This is a genomic window from Streptomyces sp. NPDC056347, assembly GCF_042262625.1.
Taxonomy (GTDB): Bacteria; Actinomycetota; Actinomycetes; order Streptomycetales; family Streptomycetaceae; genus Streptomyces.
Genome location: NZ_JBHJQP010000215.1, coordinates 1 through 12,625, shown reverse-complemented (window position 1 = coordinate 12,625; position 12,625 = coordinate 1). Strand labels below are relative to the sequence as shown.

The following is a 12,625-nucleotide window of genomic DNA, read 5'->3' as shown; positions in this document are numbered from 1 at the left end:
GTCACCGGTACGGAACCGGTGACCGCCCCCTCTGCCGTGGGAGGCCCTCAGCCGAGCAGGCCGCCGATGGGGTTCTGCCCGGCGCCGGACGTGGAACCGCCCGTGGTGTCGCCGTCGTCCGAACCGCCCGTGGAGCCGCCGCCCGTGCCGGTGGAACCGGAAGTGGTCGGGCCGGAGCTGCTGGCGGACGGGGGCTGCTGCGGGGTCGTCTGCTGCGGGGCCTGCTGCCCGGCGCCCTGGGTCGCGCTGGGCTGCCCGGCACCGGCCGCCTGGCCCGTCCCCTGCGTGCTGCCCGCGGTGGGCGTGGGCGGGGCGGTGGGCGCCACGGCGGCGCTGCTGCGGGACGGGACGGGGCTGCGGTGCGCCGGGCTCTGCGAGGTCCCGCCCGTGCGGGACTCCTCGGGGAGCGGGACCCCGGGGAGCTGGTTGGTCGGGTCGCCGTTCGGGCCGGGCACCGTGACCACCCCGGAGGAGCGGACCGCGCCCCCGAGCACCGAACCCACCAGCAGCGTCAGGCCCACGACCACGGCGGCGCAGAGCGCGCCCCGGCGCAGCACCCGGCGGCGCAGGTCCCAGATCGCCGAGCGCGGACCGAGCCTGCGCCAGGCCTCACCGGCGAGCCGCCCGTCGATCGAGTAGACCGGCGCCCCCGCGATGATCAGCGGGCTCCACGCGGCCAGGTAGATGATGTCCGGCGCGTCGTAGGCGGCGACGGAGCGCCAGCTCACCGTGACCAGCAGGGCGGCCGACAGCAGGGCGCCGAACGCCGCGGCGACCCGCTGCCACAGACCGAGCACGGTGAGGACGCCGACGACGACCTGGAGGAAGGCGACGCTGAGCCCGGCTCCGACGGGGTGGGCGAGCGCGAAGTCGCGCAGCGGCTCGGCCTGCGCCCAGGGGTGCAGCGCGGTCAGCCACTTGACCATGGAGCCGCGCTCGCCGCCGTCGAAGAAGACGGGGTCGCAGAGCTTGCCCATGCCCGCGTAGATCGAGATGAAGCCGAGGAAGACCCGCAGCGGCAGCAGCACGACGCCGAGGTTCATCCGGCGGCCGGGGTAGTACGCGTTCCGTACGGAGTCGCCGCTCTCGCGACCGCCGTGGACCCCGGCCTCCTCGTCGGCGGCGTCCGTTCCGTCGTCGGGGAAACCGTTGTCGGCGAAACCGTCGTCGAAGCCGTCGCCGTAGCCGTCGTAGCTGCCCGGCGGGAACGGGCCGTCGTCCTCGGTGTCGTAGGCGCCGACCGCGCGGCGCATGGGCGGCAGCAGCGGTCCGCCGCTGTAGCGGCCCGGCTGGTGGGGGGCGGTGACGACGGGGTTGGGCTGGGTCTCCTCGAGGAGGTCGATGAGCTGGGTGCCGCCCGTTCCGTGCCCGCCGTCGCGGTCCGCGGGGCGGGGGTCGTACGCGCCGGCGGGGTGGCCCGTCGCGGTGTTCCGCACGGCCTGGAGGAGTCCGGTGGCCCCCGGGTCGCCGGGCTCCGACCTGCCGCTCCACACGACGGGCGCGCGACGGCCGCGGGCCGTTCCTGCTCCGCTCATGGCGGGAATCCTGGGCGCGCCGGCCGGGGCCAGACCGCGCAGCCGCGGGCGCTGGCCGGGGGCGAGCCGCACCCGGAAGCTGGCGTGGTTGACGATGACCTGCGCAGGGTCGCAGTCCACCTTGGCCATACTCAGGGCGGGTTGATCGTCGAACCGAGGCGTTCTGGTGTCCACACTCATCTAACCGAGTGATGTGTGGTTAGGACACTGCCTTGACGGGCCCGATGTGTCCGAGACCCGTCAATGGTCTCGGGCGGGGGCGGCTCCGTCCGGCCGCCCCCGTACGGGCGGGGCTCAGGCCCGGCGCCGCGCGACCTCGTAGAGCACGATCCCGGCCGCGACACCGGCGTTCAGCGACTCGGCGCCGCCCGGCATCGAGATGCGGACCCGGTAGTCGCAGGTCTCGCCGACCAGACGGCCCAGGCCCTTGCCCTCGCTGCCGATGACGATGACGACCGGACCGGCCAGCTCCTCCAGGTCCTCGACGGTGTGCTCGCCGTCGGCGGCGAGGCCGACGACCGTGAGACCGGCCTTCTGGTAGCCCTCCAGGGCGCGGGTCAGGTTCGTCACCCGGGAGACCGGCGTACGGGCCGCCGTACCGGCCGAGGACTTCCAGGCGCCCGCGGTCATCCCGGCCGCGCGCCGCTCGGGCACGACCACGCCGTGGCCGCCGAAGGCGGAGACGGAGCGGACGATCGCGCCGAGGTTGCGCGGGTCGGTGACGCCGTCGAGGGCGACGATCAGCGGGTCCTCGCCGTTGTCGTACGCGGCGGCGGTGAGGTCCTCCGGGTGCGCGTACTCGTACGGCGGGACCTGGAGGACGAGGCCCTGGTGGTTCAGGCCGTTCGTCATCCGGTCCAGCTCGGGGCGCGGGGCCTCCATCAGGTTGATGTTGCCGCGGTCACCGGCGAGCTGGAGGGCCTCGCGGACCCGCTCGTCGTTGTCGATGTACTGCTGGACGTACAGGGTGGTGGCGGGGACGCCGTCGCGCAGGGCCTCGTAGACCGGGTTGCGGCCGACGACCATCTCGGAGGTGCCCTTGACGCCGCCGCGGCGCGGGGCGGGGCGGCGGGCCGCGGCCTGCTTGGCCTGGGCGTTGGCGATGCGGTTCTTCTTGTGCCCCTTGCGGGCGGAGGCGGGCGGCGTGGGGCCCTTGCCCTCGAGGCCACGGCGTCGCTGCCCACCGCTGCCGACCTGCGCGCCCTTCTTGTTGGACGTGCGGCGGTTCCTGCGCTGGCTGTTCCCGGCCATGACCTACCTGTTTCGTTGCTGCTCAGACTTGCGTATCAGACATGCGTACGTAAATGAAGTGTGCCGCCCGGGAGGCCGGACGGCACACGGGGGGCCTACTGGCGTGGGCCGAGGGTCCAGCGTGGTCCGGACGGGCTGTCCTCGATGACGAGCCCGGACTGGCCGAGCTGGTCACGGATGGCGTCCGCGGCGGGCCAGTCCTTGCGCTCGCGGGCCGCCTGCCGCTGGTCCAGGACCAGACGTACGAGCGTGTCGACGACCCCGTGCAGGTCGTCACCGCGCTCGTCGCCGCCGGCCCAGTGGTCGTCGAGCGGGTCGAGGCCGAGGACGCCGAGCATCGCGCGGACCTCCGCGAGCCGGGCGACCGCGCTCTCCTTGTCGTCGGCGGCCAGCGCGGAGTTGCCCTGCCGGACCGTGGTGTGGACGATCGCGAGCGCCTGCGGGACGCCCAGGTCGTCGTCCATCGCCTCGGCGAAGGCGGGCGGCACCTCGGTGGCGGGGGCGACCGTCTCGCCCGCCTTCTCGGTGACGCGCTGCACGAAGCCCTCGATCCGGGCGAACGCGGACTCGGCCTCGCGCAGGGCCTCCTCGCTGTACTCGATCATCGACCGGTAGTGCGGGGTGCCGAGGTAGTAGCGCAGCACGATCGGGCGCCACGCCTTGACCATCTCGCTGACCAGCACCGAGTTGCCCAGCGACTTCGACATCTTCTCGCCGGACATGGTGACCCAGCCGTTGTGCACCCAGTACTTCGCGAACTCGTCGCCGTAGGCCTTGGCCTGGACGATCTCGTTCTCGTGGTGCGGGAAGATCAGGTCGATGCCGCCGCCGTGGATGTCGAAGGCGCTGCCGAGGTACTTGTGCGCCATGGCGGAGCACTCCAGGTGCCAGCCGGGGCGGCCGCGGCCCCACGGGGTCTCCCAGCTGGGCTCGCCCGGCTTGGCCGCCTTCCACATGGCGAAGTCGCGCTGGTCGCGCTTGCCGGTCTCGCCCTCGCCGGACGGCTGGCGCAGATCGTCGAGATCCTGGTTGGAGAGCTCCAGGTAGCCGGGGAAGGAGCGCACGTCGAAGTAGACGTTGCCGTCGGCCTCGTAGGCGTGACCGCGCTCGATCAGGCCCCGCATCATCTCGATCATCTCGGGGACGTGGCCGGTCGCACGCGGTTCGTAGGTGGGCGGGAGGCAGCCGAGCGCGTCGTAGCCGGCGTTGAACGCCCGCTCGTTCTCGTAGCCGATCGCCCACCACGGGCGGCCCTGCTCGGCCGACTTCGCGATGATCTTGTCGTCGATGTCGGTGACGTTCCGGATGAACGTGACGTCGTAGCCGCGGTACTCGAACCAGCGGCGCATGATGTCGAAATTCAGACCGGACCGGATGTGCCCGATGTGCGGAGCGGCCTGGACGGTCGCGCCACAGAGGTAGATCGAGACACAGCCCGCGGTGAGCGGGACGAAGTCACGGATCTGCCGGGCGCTGGTGTCGTACAGGCGAAGAGTCACGCCTCAAGGGTAGTGGGCGTGCACCAGTGCCCCGCGACCCATTCCTGAATCGCGGGGACGACTTTGTGCCACGGGGCGGCCGGAGGGGTGGTTTCGGTGTCCGGGGGGCTGTTCGGGTGGGCCGGGCGCGCGCCGGCGGGGTGCTCAGATCCGGCCGACGACCTTGCGCGGGGTGATCCGGACGACGACCCGCTGCGCGTCGTCGACGGAGGAGGGGTTGAACTCCGCGTACCTCTTGCCGGTGTACTTCAGGGACAGCTCCTCGATCAGCTCCGGGCCGCCCTCGGCACTCAGCTCGGCGGTGCCGCGGATCTCGGCGTAGGTGTACGGCGCGGCGAAGGGCTGCACGACCACGGAGACCCGCGGGTCACGGCGCAGGTTCAGCTCCTTGCGGCGGCCGACCGTCGTCGAGATCAGCACGTCGTCCCCGTCCCGCTTGACCCAGACCGGGGAGAGCTGGGGGCTGCCGTCGGGCTGGATGGTGGCGATGGTGACGAAGACGGGGGTGTCCAGGAGCTCCCTGAGCCCGTCGGAGAGTGCGGCGGTCATGACGTACGTCCTCCCGGGATGATCGGTGCTCCCTACTCGTACCCCAACCCGGACTCAGCCGCTCCGTTTCCCGTGGCCGGTCACCGGACGGGTGAACGCCGATCCCGGCCGACGACCGGCGGCGGCGTCACGGCGCCTTCGCCCGGCCGCGTACCGCCGCCGTGGTGAGGACGGCGAGCGCGCCCAGGGCGGCCAGCGCGGCGGCCGGGGCCAGCACGGGCCAGGGGGCGCGTTCGGCGTAGGGGAGGTTCTCCGCGAGCATCCGGCCCCACTCCGGCGCCGGGGGCTGCGCGCCCAGGCCGAGGAAGCCGAGCGAGGCGAGGGCCAGGGCGACGGCCGGGACGCGGAGCACCGCGTGGCGCAGGACCGGGGGCAGCACGGCGGGCAGCAGGTGGCGCCGGGCCACGTGCCAGGGGCCGGCGCCCGCCGCGCGGGCCGCCGCGAGGTGCGGGGCCGCCTTCTCCTGGGCGTACAGGGCCGCGGTGTGGGCGGCGAGCGGGGCCCAGGCCACGGCCGCCACGGCGAGGGCGGCGCCCCACGGGCCGGGGCCCGCGATGCCCGCGACGACCAGTCCGGCGAGGATCGCGGGCAGGGCGTTGGCGCTCTCGGTGAGCGCGCCGGCCCGTACGGCGCCGAGGAGCAGCCCGGCCAGCAGGGTCGCGGCGCAGACGGCGAGCGCGGTGAGCACGGTACGGGCGGCGCCGTGGCCGAGGCGGGCCAGCACGTCGCGGCCCAGCTGGTCGGTGCCCAGGGGGTGCGCGGCGGACGGGGCGGCGAGCCGGGCGGCGGCGTCGACGTGGAGCGGGTCGCGCAGCAGTCCGGCGACGGTGACCGCGACGAGCAGTACGGCGAGGAGCACGGCCCCGGCGGTGAGCAGCCGCCGGGCGGGCAGGACCGGGGGCACCAGTGCGGGGAGCGCCCCGTCGCGCACGGCGGGGCCGAGCAGGGTACGGGCGGCGAGCCGGGTGACGGCCCCCGCGAGGACGCCGAGGAGCAGCAGGACCAGGACGCAGGACTGGAGGACCGGCAGGTCCTGGGCGAGGGCCGCGGCCAGCGCCGTACCGCCGAGGCCGGGGACGGCGTACAGGGTCTCGACGGCGACGGCGCCGCCGGTGAGTCCGACGACGACCAGGCCCAGCTGCGGCAGCAGTCCGGGCAGGGTGCGGCGCAGGGCGTGCCGGGCGACGCGGCGGCCGGGCAGTCCGCCCGCGGCCGCCGCCCGCGCCCACGGTTCGGCGAAGGCGGCCGGCAGCGCGTCGTCCAGCAGCCGGCCGAGCAGCGCGCCCGCCGGTACGCCCATGGCGAGCGCGGGCAGCACCGCCTGGGCGGGGGTGCCCCAGCCGAGCGCGGGCAGCCAGCCGAGCCGTACGGCGACGACGGCGGCCAGCACGGCCGCGAGCAGGAACTCCGGCAGCGCGGCGAGGACGGCGGCGAGCGTCCCGGCCCGTGCGGTGACGATCCGCCGCCGCGCCCCGCGCCGCAGCGTGCCCGCGCAGAGCGCGACGGCCAGCGCCAGGGCGACGGCGAGCGAGAGCCCCATCAGGGTGAGCGAGACGCCGAACGCGGACCGGACGTCGGGGGCGACCGGCTGTCCGGAGACCCAGGAGGTGCCGAGGTCGCCGTGGAGCAGCCCGCCCAGCCAGTGGCCGAGGACGGTGAGCGGCCCGCCGTCGAGTCCGGTCTCCGCGCGGATCGCGGCGAGGGTCTCGGGCGTGGGCGGCCGGTCGGCGTACCGGGCGTGCAGGATCGTGAGCGCCGGGTCCGTGCGGGTCAGCCGGGGCAGCAGCCCGATCACGGCGACGACCGCGAGGAGCGTGCCCAGCCGGCCGGCCAGGTGCTTCATCCGGTCACCCGAGGCGGGTGTCGGCGGTGATCAGGGTCCGTTCCATCGGGTCGAGCGAGACGCCGTGGACGCGGCTTTCGTCGTACCCCTGGACGAAGCGTTCGTGGAGCAGCGGTACGAGGGCGTCGGTGCCGAGGATGTCGGCCTCGGCGGCCGTCTCGGCGCGGTGGCGGGCGTCGGTGTCCGCGAGGGCGGCGGCCTTGTTCACGGCGGCGTCGACGCGCTCGTCGCAGAGCCGGGAGATGTTGAAGCTGCCGTCGCAGGTGAAGTCGGAGGCGAGGTAGGAGACCGGGTCGGCGGTGTCCAGGAGGGTGTTGCGGGCCTGGATGAACGCGTCGAACTTCCCGGCCAGCGCGTCGGCCTCCAGCTGGGCGTAGTCGCGGACGACCTGCTTGACGGTGAAGCCGCGGGCGGTGAGCTGCTGCTGGACGACGGTGGCGACCTCGGGCAGCTCGGGCCGGTTGGTGTAGGTGGCGAGGACGATCTCCCCCGTCTTCGCGACCTGCTCCCTGCTCGCGGCCTTCGCCCGATGGGCGGGGGCGGTCCGGTCGGCCGCGGCCCAGGGGACGCCGGGGCCGAGGAGGCCCTTGGCAGTGTCGGCGCGGCCCTCGTAGACGCCCTTGACCAGGGCGGCCGGGTCGATCGCCTCGCGGGCGGCGGCGCGCATGGCCGGGTCGGCGAAGACCCCGTGGCGGGTGTTGAGGGAGAGGCCGTTGGTGCGGGCCGAGGGGAATTCGTGGACGAGCCCGTCGCCGAGGAGGGGGGCCTGGGAGAGCGGGACGTACTCGGCGACGTCGGCGGCCCCGGTGCGCAGGGCGTTGGCGCGGGCGGTGCCGTCGGCGACGAATTTCACGTCGGCGCCGGGGGCCTTGGCCCTGGCCCCCCAGTAGGTGTCGTTGCGTCGGAGGGTCGCGCTGACGGCGCCATTGACCTCGGTCAGGGTGAAGGGGCCGGTGGCGTGCCCGGCGGGGTTCACCCTGCCGTCGGCGTACGCGGCGCCGGAGAGGATCGTGAGCGAGGGGTTGGCCAGTCGCTGGGGCAGCAGCGGGTCGGGGGCCGCGGTGGTGATCCGCACGGTTCTGGCGTCCGGGGTGGCGACGGTGAGGCGGGTGTCGCTGAGGACGCGGGGCTTCGGGGAGGCCTTCTCGGCGGCGCGCAGCGAGCGGGCGACGGCGGCCGGGTCCAGCTTCGTGCCGTCCTGGAAGCGGGCCTCGCGCAGGGTGAAGGTCCAGGTGCGGTCGTTGTCCCGCTTCCAGGAGGTGGCGAGGGCGGGCTTCGGCGCCCCGTCGGCGTCCAGCGCGGTGAGGCCCTCGATCACCGCGAGCCTGCTGAGGGTGACGGCGTCGTCGCCGTAGGGGGACATGGCCTGGGCGGGCGGGAAGGCCATGACGACCCGGAGCCGCTGCCCGGCCGAGGTCCCGCCGCCGGTGCCGCCGGAGCCGTCCGGGGACGAGCAGGCGGTGGCGAGCGGGACGAGGAGCGCGGCGGCCAGGAGCGCCGCGGGCAGGGCGGGGCGGCGGTTTCGGGGCGTGGACATGAAAGCGACCTTATATGAAAACGATTATCATTTAACGAAGGGGGGTGCCGGGCACCGGCATCGGCAGTTCGAAGTGGACGATGCCCTGTCCGCCGCCCGGCAGGGCACGCTCGTCGCAGACCTCCTCGGCCAGCGACCGCCAGAACAGCTCGGCGCCGGGCACCGCCGGGTCGGTGTGCAGGTAGACCGCCTCGTACTCGCCCGCCCGCGCGGCGAAGTCGCACAGCTCGCGCACCAGCCGCCGGGCCAGCCCGCGCCTGCGATGGCCGGGGGCGACGTAGATCCGGCAGAGCTGGGCGGTGGTGCCGGACGGGAAGCGGTCCGCGACCCACCGCGGATTGGGCGGCGCCTGGGGGCCGCGGTCGCGCACCGCCCCGGTGGCGACGATCTCCCCGGCGTGCTCGACGACCAGCAGGGTGCAGCGGGCGGGCCGCAGATAGGCGGCCTCGGGATCGATGATGTCGGCGTGCCAGCGCGGCACGTAGCCGGACTTCAGGTCGCGGTAGACGGTGTCGAGCATCACGGCCCGCGCCCCGCCGAGATCGGCGGGGGCGGCGGTGCGCAGGACGTACCCGCCGTCGGCCTCGGGCGCCACCGGCGCCTGGGTCATCGTGCTCATCGGCGGCCCACCGTCCTCCTCCCGCGACTGCCCCTGCGGCACATCGCCTGCCGTACCAGCGTACGTGCAAACGATGTGCAACAAGAGTCGCGGTCCCGGCGTACCAGCAGGTCAGGACCTTGCCGCCGCTCGGGGCCGTGTCGACGCTCAGGCGGTGCGGTAGACCAGCGCGGTCGCGATCCCCGCGAGGCCCTCGCCCCGCCCGGTGAAGCCCAGCCCGTCGGAGGTGGCGGCGGAGAGCGAGACGGGCGCCCCCACGGCGGCCGACAGCACCTTCTGCGCCTCCTCGCGCCGCTTGCCGATCTTCGGCCGTACGCCGACGACCTGGACGGCGATGTTGCCGATCCCGAAGCCCTCGGCCCGCACGATCCGGGCCGCCTCGGCGAGCAGGGTCACCCCGGCCGCACCGGACCACTCGGGGCGGCCGGTGCCGAAGTGCTGCCCGAGGTCACCGAGCCCGGCGGCCGAGAACAGCGCGTTGCACGCGGCGTGCGCCACCACGTCGGCGTCCGAGTGCCCGGCGAGCCCCGGCCCCTCGCCCTCCCAGAGCAGCCCCGCGCACCACAGCTCGCGGCCCTCCTCGAAGGCGTGGATGTCGGTGCCGATCCCGACCCGCGGAATCACCGGCCCGGGCCGTTCCGCGGAGGAAACCGTTTCCTCAGAAGCCATCGTTCGCCCTCCTGCGTGCGAGTACCGCCTCGGCCAGCACCAGATCGAGCGGCCGGGTCACCTTGAACGCCTCTTCGTGCCCGGGTACGACCACGACGGGCGCCCCGGTCCGCTCCACCATGCCCGCGTCGTCCGTCGCGCCCTCGCCGCTGAGCGCGACGGCCTCGTGCGCGCGGACGAGCGTGTCCCGGTCGAAGCCCTGCGGGGTCTGCACCGCGCGCAGCCTGGCCCGTACGGGCGTGCCGAGCACCGGCTCCGGCTCACCCGGCGCCCCCGGCTCGACCTCCTTGACGGTGTCGGCCAGCGGCAGCGCCGGCACGACGGCCGGCGCCCCGCCCCGTACCGCCTCGACCACCGCGTCCACCGTGTCGACCGGCACCAGCGGGCGGGCGGCGTCGTGGACCAGGACGACGGAGACGTCCTCGGGCAGCGCGTCGATGCCGAGCCGCACCGACTCCTGGCGGGTGTCGCCGCCGGGCACGACGACGTAGTCGGTGCGCTCGGGCAGCGCGTGTTCGTCGAGCAGGTTCTTGACCTCGGCGGCACCCTCCGGCGGCGCCACGACGACGACCAGGGAGACGGCACGGGACGCCGCCATGGCCCGGACCGCGTGGATGAGCATGGGCGTGCCGCCCAGCGCACGGAGCGCCTTGGGGGCCCCCGGACCGAGCCGCACACCGCGACCGGCCGCGGGAATCACGGCGGCGGTGCGGGACGGACGCGATTGATCAGACATCGGTTGTACTCCGAAGCTTCGGCATGTTTGTTTCCACGGCCGACATGGGTATGGCCAGAAGCGAGCCGGGCGCCCCGTTCCGACTCGGCCGGGCCCTTTCCGTGACACCCGGCCGATTCGGGCGAACCGCACCGGCGGCTCGGGATCGGCCGCACAAGATCGCGAGCAAAGTATCGGGGGTATCACCGATGAAGCCAACGCATCGGTGAGTCCAGATGCATTTCAGCCAGGCTGCGCAGAAAACAAGACATCCGCAGCCCGATGCAGCCATGCCCTGAAACGAACATGCCGCGGCGCCCGACGACATACCGTGAATACGGTTGTCAGCGGGCACCGCGGCACATTGATGACGACCGACCGATGAGGACCGCCCGATCACCACCGGCGCGGTCGATCGCGACGGTGCGGCCGGTTCGGCCTGCTCACTTCGATCAGTTCGTCGAACGGTCCGGTTCGACCGATTCAGGAGCGAGCGGTTCAGCAGCGCGAGAACCGTTCGACCGGGTCAGGACGCGAGAACCTCGTCGAGCAGGGCCTCGGCCTTGTCTTCGTTCGTGTTCTCCGCAAGAGCGAGCTCGCTCACCAGAATCTGGCGGGCCTTGGCGAGCATGCGCTTCTCGCCCGCGGAGAGTCCGCGCTCACGCTCACGACGCCACAGGTCGCGGACCACTTCGGCGACCTTGATGACATCGCCGGAGGCGAGCTTCTCGAGATTTGCCTTGTAGCGCCGGGACCAGTTCGTCGGCTCTTCGGCGTACGGTGCGCGAAGCACCTCGAAGACCCGGTCCAGCCCCTCCTGCCCGACCACGTCGCGCACGCCCACGAACTCCGCATTGTCCGCCGGCACACGAACCGTCAAGTCGCCCTGGGCGACCTTGAGCACCAAGTAGGTCTTGTCCACGCCTTTGATCTGGCGAGTTTCGATAGCCTCGATCAGCGCGGCCCCGTGATGGGGATAGACCACGGTGTCGCCAACCTTGAACGTCATGTGACAGGTACCCCTTCCGTGGCTATCAATCGTAACACGAGAACCGCTTCTCCTGAATGGCGTTTTCGCAGGTCAGGGCATATCTCGGGGCTTGACAACAGCAACGGGCACGTGCTGCGGAAGACTTACGGAAGGCGGTATTCGCAGGTCGGAGCGGTTGTGCGGGCAGGGCGAAACACACACGTCCCACACACCCGAACCACTCCTCGAAGGTGATGAACATCCCGTTTTGTCGGGTTCCGGATGGCGGACTTTCCATACTCCGTTCGGAGATCGATCATCTGTCCGGAAGTTAGTGGCGTCGATCAATGAAATTGATCGCCGGCCCGGCATGATCGCTTATGCGTACGGAATGCGCCACGCTCCATGAATTGATCACCGGCGATTTGTGAACAGCACGTGTCAGCGCGTGTCGGCCCGTTTCCGGAGGCTTCGCGGGTCGCGCGTCGGTACCTCTTCGTCCGCACGGCACGACCTTGGGTGATCCGATTCGTCGGTACGGCGCGCGCCCGGGTGATCCGAACGGAAGACCCGGGAACACCCGCTTGGGGCGGGTCGGGTGCGGGGCGGGGCGGGCGGCTCGGTAGCCTAAGGCCGCTGACACACCCTTAGGGCGGCTTTACGTGGCCGCTCTCCCCCGTCCGCAGTCCGAACGTTCAAGGAGTTGCCGCCGCCGTGAGCCGCAGCCTTCGACACGGCGCCCTCGCCGCCACTGCCATCGTGTTCTCGATCGCCTCGCTCGCCGCGTGCGGCGCGGGCAATGACGCAGCGACGCTGCAGATCAAGCCGGACAATGCCGCCACCACCATCGGCGACATCAGCGTCCAGAACGTGAACGTCATCACCCAGCCCGAGCTCACCGCCGAGGGCCCGGCCGTCATCTCCGCGACGCTGTTCAACGACAGCACGAAGCCGCAGACCCTGAAGGCGGTCGCCCTGGGCGGCGCGGGTTCCACGGTGCAGCTCCACCCCGTCAAGGGTGAGAAGCGGATCGTGATCCCGGCCGGCGGCAAGGTGACCCTGGGCGGCGCCGGCAACGCCGCCGCCGTGGTCGAGAGCGGCCTGGAGGCCGCCAAGGCGGGCGACGTCCAGCGCGTCGTCTTCACCTTCAGCTCGACCGGCGAGGTCCCGATCGACGCCTTCGTCGTGCCCGCGAAGAGCTACTTCGAGGGCTACGGCCCGAGCAGCCTGCCCGTGCTGCCGTCGAAGACGCCCAAGGTGCCGCCGACCGGTTCCGCCACCAACAAGCCGGCCGAGGGCGAGTCGGGCGAGCCCGCCGACTCGAACTCCCCGAGCGACGCCACGTCCGCCTCGGCCGACTCGCACTGACCCGCACGGCCGCCCCGGCGGCCGTGCCCGCGTGTCCGCGAACGGCGGAGGGCGCCCTCCTCTCCAGGGG

At 73.2% G+C, this 12,625-nt stretch carries 11 protein-coding genes; 1 reads left to right on the top strand and 10 read right to left on the bottom strand.

What is annotated here, in order from left to right:
* Positions 1 to 47: 47 nt before the first annotated feature.
* The 10 genes from ACFCV8_RS32390 to ACFCV8_RS32345 all read right to left on the bottom strand — a co-directional run bounded on the left by ACFCV8_RS32390 (position 48) and on the right by ACFCV8_RS32345 (position 11,226).
* Positions 48 to 1,664: a DoxX family membrane protein gene (locus ACFCV8_RS32390; protein ID WP_376689068.1), complete on the bottom strand. Its 1,617-nt coding sequence runs from the start codon at positions 1,662 to 1,664 to the stop codon at positions 48 to 50.
* A gap of 165 nt (positions 1,665 to 1,829) precedes the next feature.
* A complete protein-coding gene (gene rlmB / locus ACFCV8_RS32385) occupies positions 1,830 to 2,786 on the bottom strand; it encodes a 23S rRNA (guanosine(2251)-2'-O)-methyltransferase RlmB (protein ID WP_376689067.1) in 957 nt (318 codons plus the stop codon).
* A gap of 95 nt (positions 2,787 to 2,881) precedes the next feature.
* Positions 2,882 to 4,285, bottom strand: coding sequence for a cysteine--tRNA ligase (cysS, locus tag ACFCV8_RS32380; RefSeq protein WP_376689066.1), 1,404 nt, complete (start codon positions 4,283 to 4,285; stop codon positions 2,882 to 2,884).
* 144 nt (positions 4,286 to 4,429) lie between these two features.
* Positions 4,430 to 4,834, bottom strand: coding sequence for a PPOX class F420-dependent oxidoreductase (locus tag ACFCV8_RS32375; RefSeq protein WP_376689065.1), 405 nt, complete (start codon positions 4,832 to 4,834; stop codon positions 4,430 to 4,432).
* 127 nt (positions 4,835 to 4,961) lie between these two features.
* On the bottom strand, positions 4,962 to 6,677 hold the full coding sequence (locus tag ACFCV8_RS32370) for an ABC transporter permease subunit (protein ID WP_376689064.1): 1,716 nt from the start codon (positions 6,675 to 6,677) through the stop codon (positions 4,962 to 4,964).
* Between the two features lie 4 nt (positions 6,678 to 6,681).
* A complete protein-coding gene (locus ACFCV8_RS32365) occupies positions 6,682 to 8,214 on the bottom strand; it encodes an ABC transporter substrate-binding protein (RefSeq protein ID WP_376689063.1) in 1,533 nt (510 codons plus the stop codon).
* A 31-nt stretch (positions 8,215 to 8,245) separates the two neighbouring features.
* Positions 8,246 to 8,833, bottom strand: a complete 588-nt coding sequence (locus ACFCV8_RS32360) for a GNAT family N-acetyltransferase (RefSeq protein WP_376689062.1) — start codon at positions 8,831 to 8,833, stop codon at positions 8,246 to 8,248.
* 147 nt (positions 8,834 to 8,980) lie between these two features.
* The gene (ispF, locus tag ACFCV8_RS32355) at positions 8,981 to 9,502 is read right to left on the bottom strand and encodes a 2-C-methyl-D-erythritol 2,4-cyclodiphosphate synthase (protein ID WP_376689061.1); all 522 of its coding nucleotides are present in this window, start codon (positions 9,500 to 9,502) and stop codon (positions 8,981 to 8,983) included.
* Positions 9,492 to 10,238, bottom strand: coding sequence for a 2-C-methyl-D-erythritol 4-phosphate cytidylyltransferase (gene ispD / locus ACFCV8_RS32350; RefSeq protein ID WP_376689060.1), 747 nt, complete (start codon positions 10,236 to 10,238; stop codon positions 9,492 to 9,494). The genes ispF and ispD overlap by 11 nt, the downstream gene beginning before the upstream one ends.
* A gap of 505 nt (positions 10,239 to 10,743) precedes the next feature.
* A complete protein-coding gene (locus ACFCV8_RS32345) occupies positions 10,744 to 11,226 on the bottom strand; it encodes a CarD family transcriptional regulator (RefSeq protein WP_006380568.1) in 483 nt (160 codons plus the stop codon).
* A gap of 675 nt (positions 11,227 to 11,901) precedes the next feature.
* Between ACFCV8_RS32345 and ACFCV8_RS32340 the strand changes: the two genes are divergently transcribed.
* Entirely contained in the window at positions 11,902 to 12,555 is a 654-nt protein-coding gene (locus ACFCV8_RS32340) for a DUF461 domain-containing protein (RefSeq protein WP_376689059.1), read from the top strand.
* The last annotated feature ends 70 nt before the right edge of the window (positions 12,556 to 12,625 follow it).

Coding starts and splice junctions, on each gene's coding strand:
- ispD (WP_376689060.1), bottom strand. CDS start 10,238: ATGTCTGATCAATCGCGTCCGTCCCGCACCGCCGCCGTGATTCCCGCG.
- ACFCV8_RS32390 (WP_376689068.1), bottom strand. CDS start 1,664: ATGGCCAAGGTGGACTGCGACCCTGCGCAGGTCATCGTCAACCACGCC.
- ispF (WP_376689061.1), bottom strand. CDS start 9,502: ATGGCTTCTGAGGAAACGGTTTCCTCCGCGGAACGGCCCGGGCCGGTG.
- ACFCV8_RS32375 (WP_376689065.1), bottom strand. CDS start 4,834: ATGACCGCCGCACTCTCCGACGGGCTCAGGGAGCTCCTGGACACCCCC.
- ACFCV8_RS32345 (WP_006380568.1), bottom strand. CDS start 11,226: ATGACGTTCAAGGTTGGCGACACCGTGGTCTATCCCCATCACGGGGCC.
- ACFCV8_RS32365 (WP_376689063.1), bottom strand. CDS start 8,214: ATGTCCACGCCCCGAAACCGCCGCCCCGCCCTGCCCGCGGCGCTCCTG.
- rlmB (WP_376689067.1), bottom strand. CDS start 2,786: ATGGCCGGGAACAGCCAGCGCAGGAACCGCCGCACGTCCAACAAGAAG.
- ACFCV8_RS32370 (WP_376689064.1), bottom strand. CDS start 6,677: ATGAAGCACCTGGCCGGCCGGCTGGGCACGCTCCTCGCGGTCGTCGCC.
- ACFCV8_RS32360 (WP_376689062.1), bottom strand. CDS start 8,833: ATGAGCACGATGACCCAGGCGCCGGTGGCGCCCGAGGCCGACGGCGGG.